This window comes from Candidatus Desulfofervidus auxilii, assembly GCF_001577525.1.
GTDB lineage: Bacteria > Desulfobacterota > Desulfofervidia > Desulfofervidales > Desulfofervidaceae > Desulfofervidus > Desulfofervidus auxilii.
Genome location: NZ_CP013015.1, coordinates 670130 through 685945 on the forward strand (window position 1 = coordinate 670130; position 15816 = coordinate 685945).

The window sequence follows — 15816 nt, forward strand, 5'->3', positions numbered from 1 at the left end:
AGTAAAAAAGACAGGTGATTGAATGTTAACAAAAATCCTTTTCCCCACAGATTTTTCAGCACAGGCAGAGAGGTTGATAGAAGCTCTGCCTGCCTTTCAGAAAGTAGGCACACAGGAAATTGTCCTTATTCATGTGGTAAACCCAGTAATTGCTTCAGATTGGCCTAATTTAAATACAAATTTCCTCCTTGAGCTTCAAAACAATGCTTTGACTATTCTGAACAAGTGGGCAGAAAAACTTGAGCAAGATGGTTTTACTGTCCAAAGGAAAATAGAATTAGGCAACCCATTTAAAGAAATCTTAAGGGTGGCTGAAGAAACTCAAGCAAAATTGATTGTCATGGGAGCTCATGGCAAGGGTTTTGTGCAGGGTCTTATCTTAGGTAGTGTAACCAATAGGATATTAAAAAATAGCCCAATTCCAGTATTAGTGTATAAATTAAAAGTCATAGAAGTCTTTGACAAACCTACCTTTAATTTTGTAACTGAGCGTCTATTTGAAAAAATCCTCTTTCCTACAGATTGGTCCCCTTGTGCCATGGCTGCTATCCCTTACTTAATTCAGTTCAAATCAGGAGGAGTGCAAGAAATAATTGCCTGCCGCATTGTGGATGAAGATAAGGTAAGGGATGTCTCAGAAGAAAAATTAGCCCAGATTTTAGAAGAAAACGAAAAGAATCTCGTTAAATTAAAGCACAATTTAGAAGCCCAAGATTTTAAAATTAAGCCCATTTTAAGAGTAGGGAAACCTGCCTTAGAAATCAATCGCATTGCTGACCAGGAGGGTGTCTCTCTTATTGTTATGGGCTATCATGGAAGAGGCTTTTTTAAAGGGATGTTCTTGGGAAGTGTTTCAACTAAGGTCTTAGAACTTAGCAAACAGCCTATTTTGTTTGTTAGAGAAGAATGAAATTGGTCTTTTTTGATATAGATAATACCTTATTGAAAAGTTGTAAGACTCATAGTTTAGCCTTTATCAAAGCCATTGAGCAGGTATATAAAGTAAAATTAAATTGGGAAGAATTTAAAAAATATAATCTTCCAGGAATGACTGATCAGGAAATTATTTTATCTGTGTTAGAAAAGGCTGGAGTGCCAGAAAAAGTTATTCAAGAGAAACTGAAGGTCTGTATGAATAAAGTGGCCTATTTTTTCTCTGTTTTATTGCTAAATGAAAAGTTAACTTTATTGCCAGGAGTAAAGATGGCTTTAGAAAAGTTCAGAAAATCTGGGGTTTTTATGGGTATTGTTACTGGGAATTTAGAATCCATTGCTTGGGAAAAGTTGAAAAAGACAAAAATTGCTGAATATTTTGCCATAGGTGCATTTGGAAGTGACCATAAGGATAGAACAACCCTGGTAAATTTGGCATTGAAACGAGCCAAAAATTATTTTAACCACACATTTTCTCTTCATTCTACCTATCTTATTGGAGATACCCCCCGTGATATTATTGCTGGTAAAACAATTGGAGTAAAAACCATTGCCGTAGCCACGGGGAGTTGTTCCAGAGAAAGCCTGCTTCAATTCCGGCCCGATTTGGTTTTAAATAACTTGGCAGAGAGCCAATTTTTTGATTTAGTCCTTAATTGAGGAAAGGAAGATGGAAAAGGGAATTGATAAAATAGTCTTGGCTTATTCAGGAGGATTGGATACTTCAGTCATCTTAAAATGGCTTAAAGAAACATATAATTGTAAAGTAATTGCCTATGTAGCTGATGTAGGGCAAGGAGAAGAGCTTTCAGGTTTAGAAGAAAAGGCTAAGGCCAGCGGAGCAGATAAGTTTTATTCGGTAGATCTAAAAGAAGAATTTGTCAAAAATTATGTTTTTCCTGCCTTTCGTGCTAATGCTGTCTATGAAGCAGGCTATCTTTTGGGCACTTCTTTGGCCCGTCCTGTAATTGCCCGAAAACAAATAGAAGTTGCCTTAGAAGAAAATGCAGATGCGGTAGCTCATGGGGCTACTGCTAAAGGAAATGACCAGGTCCGCTTTGAACTAACATATATGGCCCTAGCTCCTCACTTAAAAATCATTGCCCCCTGGCGGCAATGGGAATTTAAAGGAAGAAGTGATTTGATTGCCTATGCTCAAGAGAAGAAAATTCCAGTAGAAGCCACCTTAGAAAGACCTTATAGCATGGATAGAAATCTTTTACATATCAGTTATGAAGGTGGGATTCTGGAAGACCCTTGGGAAACACCTCCAGCAGATATGTTTAAATGGACAATCAGCCCTGAAAAAGCAGAAGATGAACCTGAGGAAATTATTATTGGCTTTGAAAAGGGGAATCCTGTAACCATCAATGGGGAATCTTTCAGCCCTGCTGACTTTTTAGACTATTTGAATAAAATTGGCTCCAGGCATGGTATAGGACGTATAGACATAGTTGAGAATAGATTTGTAGGCATTAAGTCTAGAGGAGTATATGAAACCCCAGGAGGCACTATTTTAAACATTGCTCATCGGGCTTTAGAAACTATCACTATGGATAGAGAGGTAATGCATTTGAGAGATAGTCTTATTCCTCGTTATGCAGAGTTAGTATATTATGGATTTTGGTTTGCCCCTGAAAGAGAAGCCTTGCAGACATTTATGGACAAGACTCAAGAAAATGTGAGCGGAGAGGTAAAACTAAAGCTTTATAAAGGGCAATGTATGGTAGTGGGTAGACGCTCTCCTTATAGTCTTTATTTTCCAGAATTAGCCACCTTCGAAGCCGGAGAAAGTTACAATGCCAAAGATGCAGAGGGATTTATCAAATTACATGGACTGCGTCTAAAAATATGGCATCAGAAGGGGAAATAATGACCAAGATATGGGGAGGTAGATTTAATAAAAAGACGGCAAAAATAGTGGAAGAATTCACTGCCTCTATCCACTTTGATAAACGGCTGTTCAAGCAGGATATCGCAGGAAGTATTGCCCATGTGAAGATGCTTTCTAAACAAGGCATTATTCCTTCAGAAGAGGCAGAAAAGATTATCCAGGGATTAAAAGAGATAGAGATAGAAATAAGGCAAGGGCAATTTCCATTTGATATTAAAGATGAAGACATTCATATGGCCATTGAGAAAAGACTCCAAGAAAAAATCGGCCAAATAGCTGCTAAGTTACACACTGCCCGCAGTAGAAATGACCAAATTGCCTTAGATATGAGATTGTATCTTAAAGAAGAAATTGAGCAAATAATAAAATACATTCAAACGTTCCAAATCACTTTGTTAAATGTAGCTCAATCTCATATGGATGTAATTTTGCCCGGTTATACACATTTACAAAGAGCACAACCAGTGCTTTTGTCCCACCATTTGTTGGCCTATATAGAAATGTTTAAGCGAGACATAGAAAGATTAAAGGCATGTTATCAAAGAGTGGATGTAATGCCATTAGGAAGTGCAGCCTTAGCAGGAACTACTTTCCCTATAGATAGACATTATGTAGCCAAATTATTGGGGTTTTCCCAAGTAAGCCCTAATAGCATGGATGCTGTGAGTGATAGAGATTTTATCTTAGAATTTTTGGCTAATGCTACTATATTAAGCATGCACCTCAGTAGAATGTCAGAAGAATTAATCATTTGGTCTTCTCAAGAATTTGGGTTTATTGAAATAGGAGATGCCTTTTGCACTGGCAGTAGCATCATGCCCCAGAAGAAGAATCCTGATGTGGCTGAACTTATTCGGGCAAAAACAGGAAGAATATATGGCAATTTTTTCAGTCTATTAACGGTAATGAAAGGGTTGCCTTTGACTTACAACAGGGATTTGCAAGAAGACAAAGAACCCTTGTTTGATACTATTGATACTATTAAATCGGCCCTAAAAATTATAGCTGAGTTATGGAAAAATATTGAGATTAAAAGGGAAAATATGTTTGATGCTACAAAAAAGGGATTTTTACTGGCTACAGATTTAGCGGATTATTTGGTAACTAAAGGGTTGGCCTTTCGGGAAGCCCACAAAAAAGTGGGAGAAATGGTAAAGTATTGTCAAAAGGTAGGAAAGGAATTAGAAACATTAAGTCTAGAAGAGATGAAACGGTTTTGCCCTTTGATAGAAGAAGATATAAAAGAATTTTTAGATATGACTAAGGCCGTTTTTAGACGGAATTCTTATGGAGGGACTTCACCTGAAGAGGTAAGAAGACAAATTGAGGTCTTAAAAAAGGAACTCTTGTGAAAAAAAACAGGATTTTGAGTTTCTTCTGCTTTTCTATTGTCTTTTTTGCCTTTTGCTGTGGGGTAAAAACTCCACTTAAGCTCCCTAAGAAAAAAACTGCCCATATTACTCACCTAAAAGCCGAAGTAATGGATAAAAAAATAAAGTTAAGCTGGATATGTAAAGGCCGTGTAGATAAATTTAAAATCTTGCGACATCAAGCTAAAATAAAAGAAGTCTGTGCTGGTTGTCCTCTAAGCCTTAAAGAAATAGCTACAGTAAAAGATAAACAATGGTTTGATGTGGATATTAAACCTGGCTACAATTACTGGTATCAGGTGTGTCCTGTATATAAAGGGAAAACAGGCATATGCTCTGAGCAAGTAGAAGTTGTAATCCCGTAGTAAGGCAAAGACATTGCCCTCTTTTTATCTTTCTGTTAAATAGTGACCATGTTCATAAAAAAAGGCTTAACCCTTATGTTACTTCTTCTATTAAGTGGCTCTTTATTTTTTTCTGCTCTAGGTAAGACCAGCCTTTGGGATATAGACGAACCTAATAATGCTCAGTGTGCTAGGGAAATGAAGGCCCGACTTGACCCCATTGTGCCTACCTTTAATGGAAAGCTTCGGCCTGATAAACCTGCCCTTATTTATTGGTGTATGTGGTTGAGTTATAAGTGGTTTGAAAGTGAATCCAATGAAAGAAATACCCATTTTTTAGGGTCTCTCTTGGGGTTTGGAACAAGTGAATTCAGCGCTAGATTTTTTTCACCATTATTTGGGATGGGTACAGTGGCATTGGTTTTTTTGAGCGGAAATGTTCTTTTTTCTCTAAATGTCGGATTTTGGGCAGGGCTAATTTTAATTTCTACTTTATTATTTAATGTCAGTGTCCGTATTGCCACCCCAGATGCGGCCCTTATTTTTTTTATCAATTTGGCTATTTTTAGCTTTATTCTGGGTTATGAAAAAAGGAGAGGCATTTATTTTTACCTATTTTACCTGGCCATGGGTTTAGCTGTATTAACCAAAGGGCCTATGGGGATAATATTGCCTTTGGCTACAGTATTTATGTTTCTTTTATTAAAATGGGATTTCTCTATATTAAAAGAGATGAAAATAATTAAGGGATTTTTGCTTTTTTCCCTGATTACCTTACCCTGGTATCTACTAGTAGGCTTCAAGACTAACGGGGCTTTTTTAGAGGGTTTTCTTTTAAAACACAATATTCATCGTTTCTTACACCCCATGGAGGGTCATAGAGGTCCTATATTTTTTTACCTCTTAGTTTTGCCCTTTGCCTTTTTCCCTTGGAGTGGTGTATTACCCTACATTTTTTGGGCAGGACATAAACGGCGAATAAACAAAAAGTTAACTAATTCTGAGCTCTTTCTCTGGCTATGGATAGGCATTTTTATCTTATTTTTCTCTCTGGCCCATACCAAACTCCCTACCTATATCAATCCCATCTTTCCTGCCTTAGCAGTATTGATGGCCATTTATTTAGAAAAAGCTGCGCCTTGGGCGATAAAATCTCTTTTACATTTTAATCTCTTTTTTGCTCTTTTATGGCTTTTTGGTGGAGGTGCAGCCCTGTCTTATTTTTACCCTAAGCTAGTCTGGATGGCCTTTTTAGGCTTTATTCCTTTTTTTGCCTGGGCAGCAGGGATTTATTTTTACCGGCACAAAAGATTTACTTTAAGCATTGTTACCCAATTTTTAGGGGCTTATTGTTTTATCCTAAGCATAGTCCATTTAGGCATGCCTGCGGTAGATAAATACAAAATTACTAAGCCCTTCGCTTTGCGCATAAAACAGGAGGCAAGGCCTGATACTTTGGTTATTGCCTATGGTTATTTTCAACCTAGCCTGGTATTTTACACTGAGCACCACATAGAAAAGCTCCATAAAGAAAAAGAAGTTTTAAAGCGGATTAAAAATGTCAATTTGGCCTTTATTGTGAGTCGTAAAAAACCATTAAAGACCTTGCAATCCCATCTACCTAGTTTAGAAATCCTCCAATGTCGTCCTGGTTTCTATGTGCGGGATACAGTTTGTCTAGCTCGATGGGAGAAAGCAAAATAAGTGTTGGCCCCTAAATTACCAGAGAATACCAAAGATATACTTTCTAAGATTTTTGCTCCAAAAGGATTGCTATTTCAGAAACTGCCTAATTTTGAGTGGCGACCCTGTCAGTTAGAAATGGCTGTTAAAGTCTCACAAGCCATAACAGAAAAGAAAACAGTTATTATTGAAGCAGGCACAGGTACAGGTAAGACATTGGCTTATGTAATTCCAGCCATATTAAGTGGTAAGAAGGTAGTGATATCTACAGGCACTAAGGGACTTCAAGACCAACTTTTTTACAAGGATATACCTTTAATTAAAAAAATATTAAGAAAAGATTTTAAAGCAGTTTATTTAAAAGGAAGACGCAACTATCTGTGCCTATGGCGTTTTAATCAGGCATTAAAAAGCAATTTATTAGAGGAAACAAAGGAGATAAAAGCCTTAAAAGATTGGCTAAAACAGACCAATATAGGTGATATTGCTGAAACACCCCTACCACCTGAGTGGCCAGGTTGGCAGGAATTCACTTCCAGCACTGAACAGTGTTTAGGACAAACCTGTCCCTTTTGGGATAAGTGCTTTATTACTAAGACAAGATTAGAGGCCCAAAAAGCCCCGTTAATTATTGTTAATCACCATTTGTTTATGGCTGATTTGGCAGTAAGAGATAGAGGTTATACTCAGGTAATACCTTCTTATGAAGCAGTAATCTTTGACGAAGCTCATAAGTTAGAAGAAATTGTTAGTGAATATTTTGGTTATCAAGTAAGTAACTATCGTATAGCAGAGTTGATACGAGATATCCGTGCCATTTATAAGACCTTACCCGAAAAAGTAATCGAGGTTTTGTCCAAACTTCAACAACAAAATGAACATTTTTTTGCTCTTTTCAATCATATAAAAAACAGAGAAAGTCTAAATCAAGTGGCTTCTTCTTTTTTGCTTTCAGAAGGAAATGCCCTGAAAAAAGTACTTAACAGATTGGAGGAAGTCATTCACGTAATTTTTCAAAATTCCCTCTTTGAAGAAACAGAAAAAAATTTGAAACAAAGGATAAGAGATATAAAAAAGGAACTTGAATTTATTTGTGCTATGAAAGAATCAGATTATGCCTATTGGGTAGAAAAGAAGAAAAGAAATATAGTCATTGGTTGCTCTCCGATAAGAGTAGATGTTATCTTGCAAAAAAGGCTCTATCCTTTCATCAAAACTATTATTTTTACCTCAGCCACTTTGAATACTGGTGATAACTTCTCATTTTTTAAAAATAGATTGGGATTACCATCTGATACAGAGGGGTTAATTCTTCCCTCACCCTTTGACTTTAAACATCAAGCCCTTTTATATTTGCCTCCTCAAATACCTGAACCCAATGAACCTGGATTTTTAGATGCAGTGGTTAAAGAAATTATAAAAATCCTCAGAATCTCTCAAGGGAGAGCGTTGGTTTTGTTTACTAGCATTCAAAATATGCAACAAGTTTACCAAAGGGTAGCTCCTCAAACTACATTCCGGTCTTTGATGCAAGGTGAACTCTCTATTGCTAAAATGTTAAAAGTATTTAAAAAAGATATTCATTCAGTGATTTTTGCCACTGCTAGCTTTTGGGAAGGTATTGATGTGCCAGGAGAAGCCTTGAGTTGCGTAATTATAGATAGGCTTCCCTTTGCTGTGCCAGATGACCCCTTGATAAAGGCCCGGATTGATTGGTTTAGGAAAATAGGGAAAAAGCCCTTTTGGGAATATCAAGTGCCTCAGGCTATTATTTCTTTAAGGCAAGGTTTGGGCAGGTTAATTCGTCACCGTCAGGATAGGGGGGTATTAGTGATTTTTGACCCTAGGCTATATACTAAGTCTTATGGGCAATATTTTTTAAAAAACCTTCCATCTTGCCCTATTACCAGGAATATAAAAGATGTGGAAGCATTTTTTAAAACAAACTAAGGCCAATTTTCTACCTTATGATATTTTAAACCTAGGTTTTGTTGTTTTTTTATTGGGTATTACTATCTTCTTTTATCCTCTTTTGCCTAATGCATTGTGTTTAACCATTCTTTACCTTTTTTGTCTCATCATGATTGTTGTATGTGCTAATAAAAATCAAGTAGCCCATTATTTTTATCCTATATTGCTCATTTTTTTGATATTTCAAAGTATGGGCTATATCATTCCCCATATTCACCATTCTTATCGAGACCCTTTGTTATATCAGTTTGATGTTTTGTTGTTTGGTGGCTGCCCTTTTAATTATTTACAAAAATGGATTAGACCTTGGCTTACAGAGATATTACAATTGGGGTATATAAGTTATTATTTTATGCCTGTGGTATTAGGTATGGCTTTATTCTTACGAAAAGACAGCCGTTTCCCCTCGGTTATCTTTGCCATTTTATTGGGCTTTTATGTATCCTATATTGGTTATCTTCTCTTTCCTGCAGTTGGTCCTAGATTTTATCTTCATTTTGACAAATCAGTCTATGAAAATACATATCTAGCTGGATGGACAGCCCATTTGCTGAATATCTTAGAAAAGAACAAAACTGACGCCTTTCCTAGTGGGCACACTCAAATCAGTATTATGTGCACCTATTTTGCCCATTATTTAGGGAGGAATTGGAGTTTGATTTATGGGATTATGACTGCTTTGCTAATTGTTTCTACTGTATATTGTCATTATCATTATATTACAGATGTAATTGCTGGAATTTTACTAGCAATAATTTGTTTAACTATTTCACCTGGTTTAGAAAAGAGATTGGGAAGGGGTTAAAATCACACAGTTGTTGAAAATTTCAAATTAACCTAAAATCCCAAGGGATATCAGGACATTCTTCGTCGTATCTCTGCTTTATACATTGATTTCTAAAGCAAATTTTGTTATCAATATCAAAAATGGGGAAATATTTAGTCTTTTTGGGTGCTTTAGTCCTGCTGACTACTTCTATAAAAGCTCAAGACATTATTTCTTTGCCCTCTCCTTCTTTTAAAGGGAAAATTTCTGTTGAAGAGGCAATCAAAGCTCGCCGTACTAATAGAGATTTTGGGACATCCCCTCTTAATTTAAATCAACTTTCTCAAATACTTTGGGCTGCTTATGGTATCACGGGAAAGGATGGCTTTAAAAAATCGGTGCCTTCAGCTGGTGCATTATATCCCATGGATATTATCATTGTTGTAGGTAAAAAGGCAGTTATTGGCTTAAAAGAAGGGGTTTATCTGTATAATTCTTCTTCACATGCATTAATAAGGATAAAGAATGGAGACAAAAGAAAAGATTTAGCCAAGGCATGCCTTTACCAGATGTGGATAGCAGAAGCACCAGTGGTTATTGTCATGATAGGTGTATATGAAAGATGCACTAAAAAATATGGTAAAAGAGGAGTAAGATATACTCATATTGAGGCAGGTCACATTGGACAGAATATATTTTTGCAAACAGAGGCATTGGGACTAAAAGCAGGCATTGTTGGTGCTTTTTCAGATGAAGAAATAAAGAAAATCCTTAATGTTAAACAGGGAATACCTCTTTTAGTTATGCCTATCGGGCATCCGTAAAAATCAGATTGAGCACACAACTTATGGAAGGCAGTGGCCATAAGTTGTCAGCTCATTTGAAATTGTAATGCTTTTTAACCGGCTCCTTTATATCCCAGACGCAAGATAGCCCTTTAGGGAAAGTCACTAGGTCACCTGCGCCAAATTTAACCTCTTTCCCATCTTTTGTCTTAACCACTACCTTTCCTTTAAGAAGATAGCAAACCTCGGTTTCATCGTAATGCCAGTCAAAGCAAGACACCTCCTTCTCCCATATGGGCCAGGAGAAAACCCCCATTTTCTTTAATCTCTCCTGGTCAGGTTTTTCAATTTTTATCTCATTCATTTTCCCACCTCCTCGTATAATCTTCCTTAATTCCTTTTCCTCATCATAAAAAATAACTTCCTTTTTTTCAACTTCCTTGTTTTAAACAATATGCCATATCGGAAAGCTCCTGGAAATTCTGGGGAAAGTCCTATCCAAAGCCCTTGCTTTGATACATCAATTCGGATAAGATGTCTAAATTGATTGAAAATAGGCGGGTATTAGTGAAAAATAAGAGGTATCTTCAGCTTATATTTATTAGCGGCAGTGTTTGGCTGTTAGACCAGCTAACAAAATGGCTGGTAATAAACTACTTAGAGCCTTATCAAAGGATAATTAAAATTACTCCATTTTTAAACCTAATACCAGTTCGCAATACAGGCGTGGCCTTTGGGCTTTTTGCGGGCAAGGCGGACGGAATTCAGGTGTTTTTTATGATATTTGCTTTAATTGCTATTGCTACTCTCCTATATTTTTATTTTACTCCTCGATTCTCTAGTCTTAAAACCTGGGGCTGTGGTCTGGTGATAGGTGGTGCTTTTGGAAATTTAATAGACCGCTTACGGCATAAGAATGTAGTTGATTTTATTGACTGCCACCTAGGAAATTACCATTGGCCTGCATTTAATATAGCCGATAGTGCCATCTCTATAGGCATGTTCCTTCTACTTTTATATTTTTACAGAGAGAAAAGATAATGCATCCCATTCTCATCCGTATTGGTCCTATTACCATCTATACTTATGGTTTTTGGGTTGCCATAGGTTTCTTTGCTGCTCTGGCTTTAATCCTAAAAGAAGCCAAAAGAGAAAACCTCTCGCCTGCAATTATTTCAGACCTGGCCTTTTGGACTGTTGCCTCAGGTATTATAGGGGCTAGATTAGTATATATAATATATGATTTACCCCATTTTTTGAAACATCCACTGGAAATCATTGCCTTTTGGAAAGGAGGATTAGTATTTATTGGGGGGCTTTTTTTTGGTCTCTTAGCAAGTTTTTTTTATGTTCGCCGGCATCACCTCAAATTCTGGCAACTGGCTGATTTAATTGCCCCTGGTCTCGCCTTGGGCCAGGCATTGGGGCGAATTGGCTGTTTTTCAGCAGGGTGTTGTTATGGAAAACCAACCCATGTGCCTTGGGCAGTAGTATTTAAAAACCTAAACGCTCTTGCCCCTTTGGACATACCTCTTCATCCTACCCAGTTATATCATAGCTTCGCCTGTTTTCTTATAGCCATTATTTTATTTTGCTCCCAACGTCACTATTTTAACAAAAGACTTTTAGACCCTGCTATTCCTTATGGCCGGGTTTTTGCTCTTTATCTAGGACTACATGGCATGCAAAGATTTTTTATAGAATTCTTTCGTGGGGATATAAAACCTATATTTTTTGGCTGGTTATCTTTAACCCAAATCATTTCAGTATTTATGATTGTTAGTGGATGCATAATTTATCTCAAAAAAAAGTCTTAAACTACAAAGCACTAGCCCTATTTTCAGGCGGTTTGGATAGCATCCTTGCCGTGTTATTTATAAGAGCTCAAGGCATCCAGGTAGAAGGGGTCTATTTTGAATCTCCTTTTTTCCCTAGAAACCAAGCAGTGAAGAGTGCTGAGCAAATTAACCTTCCCTTAAAGATAGTGGATATTACCCATGACATTTTGGCCCTTGTCAGACATCCACGTTTTGGATATGGTCAGGGATTAAACCCTTGTCTGGATTGCCATTTACTTATGTGTAATAAGGCATGTGAAATAATGCATCAAGAAGGATATAACTTTATAATCTCTGGTGAGGTATTAGGACAACGACCTTTGTCCCAAACAAAGCAGGCTATGTTAAAGATCAATAAAGAATGCCTTTGCAGCGATTATATAGTTCGTCCTTTAAGTGGTAAGCTGTTACCTCCCACAATTCCTGAACAAAAAGGAATAGTCCAAAGAGAAATGCTTTTAGATATTAGAGGACGTTCCCGAAAAAAACAAATGCAATTAGCCACCCAATTGGGTCTTAAAACCTATCCTTCACCTGCAGGTGGGTGCCTTCTGACCGATCAAACAATAGCAGCTAGACTTAGAGATTTATTGGCCCATCAAAAAAATATCTTACCACGAGATTTAGAGTTGTTAAAACTAGGACGCCATTTTCGCCTAAACCCGGCTACCAAAGCCATTGTGGGACGTAATCGGGAAGAAAATAAAAAAATAGAGGCCTTGGGTCTCTATGAAGACGCTCTATTGGAAACCATAGATTATCCCAGTCCTTTGGTTTTGATACCCTTTGGCGGTGATTTAGATGGGCAAAAATGGGCAGCCATGCTTACAGCAAGTTACAGTGATGCACCCTTAGATAAATCTGTATCTATCAAAATGAAATGGAAGGGGGAAGAAAAAATTTTGTTTACCTCTGTTTGTTCTAAGGAAAAACTCCACAAATATCTAATCCAAAAATTAGAAAAATAAATTCACTCTCCCATTACCTGAATTACTATTTCCCTTTTTCTCGTTCTGGTATCCCAATTTATAGCTACAATTTGTTGCCAAGTACCTAATATCAGTCTCCCCTTAGAAAACGGAACAACCAGACCAGGTCCAACAATGGTAGCTCTTACATGACTTCTTCCATTGTCATCTCCCCAGGTCTTATGATGTTCATAATCTATATTAGCAGGAGCAATCCTTTCCATAGCCCTAGGTATATCTTTTTGTAAACCTGGTTCATACTCCACTGTGGATATAGAACCTGTAGAACCAGGGATAAAAACAGTAACTATTCCTTCTTTCACACCAGCACTATCTACCTTTTCCTGCACTTTTTTAGTAATATCCTCCATTCCTCCATCGGCCTTTATGGTAACAGAAATCCTTTCTGTCTTTATCTTCATAGCAACCCCTCCTTTTCATGTTTTGTCATCCCTTTTCATACTGGTATACTTCAAATTATACTCTTCAATTAGTCCCTCATCTGCAAAGCTAAAATATCTATTTTCGCCAATAATGATATGGTCCAAGACCTTAATCTGCATAAGATTCCCAGCAAAGACCAAATCTTTGGTGATTTCTTTATCGCTTAAAGAAGGCTCGGGATTGCCTGAAGGGTGATTATGAACAAAGATAACACCTGCTGCATTATACTTTATAGCACTTTTTATAATCTCCCGAGGATAGACCGAGCTCTGATTTAATGTGCCCTTAAAGAGGTCTTCAATGGCTATAATTTGATTTTTTCCATCCAAAAAGATTACCTTGAATATCTCTTTTTTAAGGTCTCGCATGGTAAAATAGAGGTAATCATAAACGTCTCTGGAGCTTTTAATTATTTCTCCTGCCTTTATCTTTTCTTTCAGATATTGCTGGGCCAGTCCATAAACGGCCTTGATCTGGGCTACTTTTGCTTCTCCTAAGCCTTCTACTTTCAGTAAATCTCTATTTTTTGCCTCAAAAATTCCCCTTACTCCTCCAAATCTCTCTAACAAATCACTGGCTAAGTGGAGGGCACTTTTGCCTTTAATCCCTGTTCTTAAAAAAATAGCGAGAAGTTCAACCGGAGTGAGCTTTCCCCAGCCATATTTTAACAATTTTTCTCTAGGGCGTTGTTCTCTGGAAAACCTTTTTATTTGATGAAATGAGGCAGGTGAATCTTGCCATTCTTTTTTATATCTTTCTTTTTCAATGTCTCTCCACTTATAACGCCTTCCTTCTTTAATAATAGCCCTTTGAGAAAGGAGTGTATTTATAATCCTTCCTATAAGCCATTTACTCTCACCACAGGATAAGATTTCATGCTTGGAGAAATGGCTTTTTTTTAACATTTCTTTGATAATTAACTCATATCTTTTAAGCCTCTCCACATCCTTTATTTTTGAGCGGCAAAGTTCCATATTTTTACTTCTAAGGCCGCATAAGGGCTGTTGTCTTGGTTATTTTTTGGTTAAAAACCAAGGCGGCCTTTTGCAAATTCAGGTAGCGGGAGGTTTGAATATAGTTTTTTAAGGGATAATAAATATAAAGGGCAGAGCCATCTTTAATGGTATCAATAACTTTTTTAACACTGTTCAAAGAAATGGCAGGACATCCCCAACTCCTCCCCAACCAATGGAGGTATTTGGCCATCTTTCTGTCTACATACCATGCCCCATGTATGACAATATTTCTTCGTTGAGCATTATCATTAAATCCTTTTTCTAATCCTTTTAACCTTAATGAATAGCCATGGCTTCCTGTATATGTTGATAGGGTAACATAAAGTCCAATAGAACTTTTTAAAGACCCTGGTTTGTTTGAAAAATATTGTGCATATCTCTTACCTGACCTTTTTCCGTGGGCAACTAGCTCCTTAAAAAGAATTTTTCTCTTTTTAAGATCGATTACGAAAAATCTCTCCTTTTCAGAAGGTTGTGTATAGTCAATGATAGTCAAAAGGTAGGGCTTCTTTATAAGATTTTTACCTAAGGCAATGTAATAAGCAGTTACTGAAGCGCTAAATGCCTGAAATGAAATCACACTTTCCGAAAAACCCAACTCGGAATAAAGTTCTTTTGTATATTGTATAAAGTTAGCAGTTTTTAAACAAAATCCTTCAGATGAACCAAAACTGATTGAGCAGGAGAATAAATAAACTATCAGAGATACCAAAACAATACCGAGAACGCTCTTTCTTCTGGTATTGGCTCCTTGCACCAATTTTGCCATTGAAGTAACTCAGGTCAGGATAGAAATCCCACCCCTGGGAAATAGATAGCTTTGTGCCCTCTCATCAAAATTTCTTTTTTTCTTTCTTACCTGTGAGTTCTGCCAGTGCTTCTTTCAACTGAGGAATATTTGCTCCTACTACTATTTTGCCATTTTCAAGATAGAAGGTAGGAACACCAGAAATGCCCAATTTTTTTGCCAATTTAATAGAGGTTTCAATCAACTCCTGTCCTTTTTTGCATTGGGATTTTTCGGTCTTGCCTTCCTTTTTCCAATCCCCTTTTACATAAGTAGAAAAATCTAAATTACGACAAACCGCTTCTATGGCATTTTTCCTTCCCCTAAAAGGACAAAAAACTACTTTGACTTTTACATTATACTCTTTAGCTATTTCTTCCATTTGATTTCCTGCCTTTTGACAATGAGGACAAAGGGGATCAGTAAACATATAAATTGCATGTTTGGCAGTAGAACTAGGAGTATAAGTAATAGCTACTGCTTTATCTATATCTTTCTTTAAAGAAAGAAACTTTTGACTGTGGAGTTTTTTGACTTCTTCATTAGAAACATTTTTTTTGTTACTAAACATTTGACCAAGAATAATAAAGTCTTTTCCCACATATATAGGTAAATCCCTTCCTTGGATATTTACAATTACTTCACACAGCCCTCCTACTTCCCTTTGAGATATTATCTTAGTATCAGGGGGAAAGGAGAAGGGAATGTGTTTTTGCATGATTTCAATGGTAATATTTTTGCATTTCTCCCCTGCTAACCCTTGAGTTACAAAAGCAAAACTCAAAATAATCACACTCAGAACTAATAAATACCTTTTCATCTTTTCCTCCTATGGTGAATTTAGCCTAGCAAAACACAAATTAAATTGCATGTCAAGGTTATCTCAGGTTGAACATAGGACTTCGTCAAAGTAATTTTAACGGAGATCCAAATGATGGACATTAGAAAAATACCAAATCTTAAAATGACAAATGACAAAGCTCAAATGTCAAATCAAGCCATTTGGATTTTTAGACC

General features: G+C 36.8%; 17 protein-coding genes. 12 read left to right on the top strand and 5 right to left on the bottom strand.

Annotation, left to right across the window (positions count from 1 at the left end; all coding sequences use genetic code 11):
- Positions 1-22: 22 nt before the first annotated feature.
- The 9 genes from HS1_RS03430 (at position 23) to HS1_RS03470 (ending at position 9785) form a co-directional block, all read left to right on the top strand.
- Positions 23-910, top strand: coding sequence for a universal stress protein (locus HS1_RS03430; RefSeq protein ID WP_066060932.1), 888 nt, complete (start codon positions 23-25; stop codon positions 908-910).
- Positions 907-1593 carry an HAD family hydrolase gene (locus HS1_RS03435; protein ID WP_066060935.1) on the top strand — a complete coding sequence of 229 codons (687 nt, stop codon included), beginning with the start codon at positions 907-909 and terminating at the stop codon, positions 1591-1593. The genes HS1_RS03430 and HS1_RS03435 overlap by 4 nt, the downstream gene beginning before the upstream one ends.
- Before the next feature lie 10 nt (positions 1594-1603).
- Positions 1604-2806, top strand: a complete 1203-nt coding sequence (locus tag HS1_RS03440) for an argininosuccinate synthase (protein WP_066060938.1) — start codon at positions 1604-1606, stop codon at positions 2804-2806.
- Positions 2806-4179: an argininosuccinate lyase gene (gene argH, locus HS1_RS03445; RefSeq protein WP_066060941.1), complete on the top strand. Its 1374-nt coding sequence runs from the start codon at positions 2806-2808 to the stop codon at positions 4177-4179. The genes HS1_RS03440 and argH overlap by 1 nt, the downstream gene beginning before the upstream one ends.
- Positions 4176-4562, top strand: coding sequence for a hypothetical protein (locus tag HS1_RS03450; protein ID WP_066060944.1), 387 nt, complete (start codon positions 4176-4178; stop codon positions 4560-4562). The genes argH and HS1_RS03450 overlap by 4 nt, the downstream gene beginning before the upstream one ends.
- Before the next feature lie 48 nt (positions 4563-4610).
- Positions 4611-6245 carry an ArnT family glycosyltransferase gene (locus tag HS1_RS03455; protein ID WP_066060946.1) on the top strand — a complete coding sequence of 545 codons (1635 nt, stop codon included), beginning with the start codon at positions 4611-4613 and terminating at the stop codon, positions 6243-6245.
- Entirely contained in the window at positions 6246-8174 is a 1929-nt protein-coding gene (locus tag HS1_RS03460; protein WP_066060949.1) for a DNA repair helicase YoaA, read from the top strand.
- Positions 8146-9000 carry a phosphatase PAP2 family protein gene (locus tag HS1_RS03465; RefSeq protein WP_066060952.1) on the top strand — a complete coding sequence of 285 codons (855 nt, stop codon included), beginning with the start codon at positions 8146-8148 and terminating at the stop codon, positions 8998-9000. The genes HS1_RS03460 and HS1_RS03465 overlap by 29 nt, the downstream gene beginning before the upstream one ends.
- A gap of 122 nt (positions 9001-9122) precedes the next feature.
- Positions 9123-9785, top strand: coding sequence for a SagB/ThcOx family dehydrogenase (locus tag HS1_RS03470; protein ID WP_082757580.1), 663 nt, complete (start codon positions 9123-9125; stop codon positions 9783-9785).
- A gap of 52 nt (positions 9786-9837) precedes the next feature.
- Here HS1_RS03470 and HS1_RS03475 read toward each other — a convergent pair whose 3' ends face one another.
- A complete protein-coding gene (locus HS1_RS03475; protein WP_066060955.1) occupies positions 9838-10110 on the bottom strand; it encodes a cupin domain-containing protein in 273 nt (90 codons plus the stop codon).
- A gap of 170 nt (positions 10111-10280) precedes the next feature.
- Between HS1_RS03475 and lspA the strand changes: the two genes are divergently transcribed.
- Genes lspA through HS1_RS03490 form a run of 3 tightly spaced genes read left to right on the top strand, consistent with a single transcriptional unit; the run spans position 10281 to position 12552 of the window.
- Positions 10281-10787, top strand: coding sequence for a signal peptidase II (lspA, locus tag HS1_RS03480; RefSeq protein WP_082757581.1), 507 nt, complete (start codon positions 10281-10283; stop codon positions 10785-10787).
- Positions 10787-11563 (top strand): prolipoprotein diacylglyceryl transferase, encoded by a 777-nt coding sequence (gene lgt, locus HS1_RS03485; RefSeq protein WP_066060960.1) that lies wholly within the window; start codon positions 10787-10789, stop codon positions 11561-11563. The genes lspA and lgt overlap by 1 nt, the downstream gene beginning before the upstream one ends.
- Positions 11533-12552: a hypothetical protein gene (locus tag HS1_RS03490; protein ID WP_066060963.1), complete on the top strand. Its 1020-nt coding sequence runs from the start codon at positions 11533-11535 to the stop codon at positions 12550-12552. Before lgt ends, HS1_RS03490 begins: the two co-directional genes overlap by 31 nt.
- Positions 12553-12554: 2 nt before the next feature.
- Here HS1_RS03490 and HS1_RS03495 read toward each other — a convergent pair whose 3' ends face one another.
- The 4 genes from HS1_RS03495 to HS1_RS03510 form a co-directional block, all read right to left on the bottom strand.
- Positions 12555-12974 carry a secondary thiamine-phosphate synthase enzyme YjbQ gene (locus HS1_RS03495; protein WP_066060966.1) on the bottom strand — a complete coding sequence of 140 codons (420 nt, stop codon included), beginning with the start codon at positions 12972-12974 and terminating at the stop codon, positions 12555-12557.
- 15 nt (positions 12975-12989) lie between these two features.
- A complete protein-coding gene (gene radC / locus HS1_RS03500; protein ID WP_245670021.1) occupies positions 12990-13970 on the bottom strand; it encodes a RadC family protein in 981 nt (326 codons plus the stop codon).
- Positions 13971-13980: 10 nt separating this feature from the next.
- Positions 13981-14781 (bottom strand): murein L,D-transpeptidase catalytic domain family protein, encoded by an 801-nt coding sequence (locus HS1_RS03505; protein ID WP_066060969.1) that lies wholly within the window; start codon positions 14779-14781, stop codon positions 13981-13983.
- Positions 14782-14845: 64 nt separating this feature from the next.
- Positions 14846-15619, bottom strand: a complete 774-nt coding sequence (locus HS1_RS03510; protein ID WP_066060972.1) for a thioredoxin fold domain-containing protein — start codon at positions 15617-15619, stop codon at positions 14846-14848.
- Between the last annotated feature and the right edge of the window lie 197 nt (positions 15620-15816).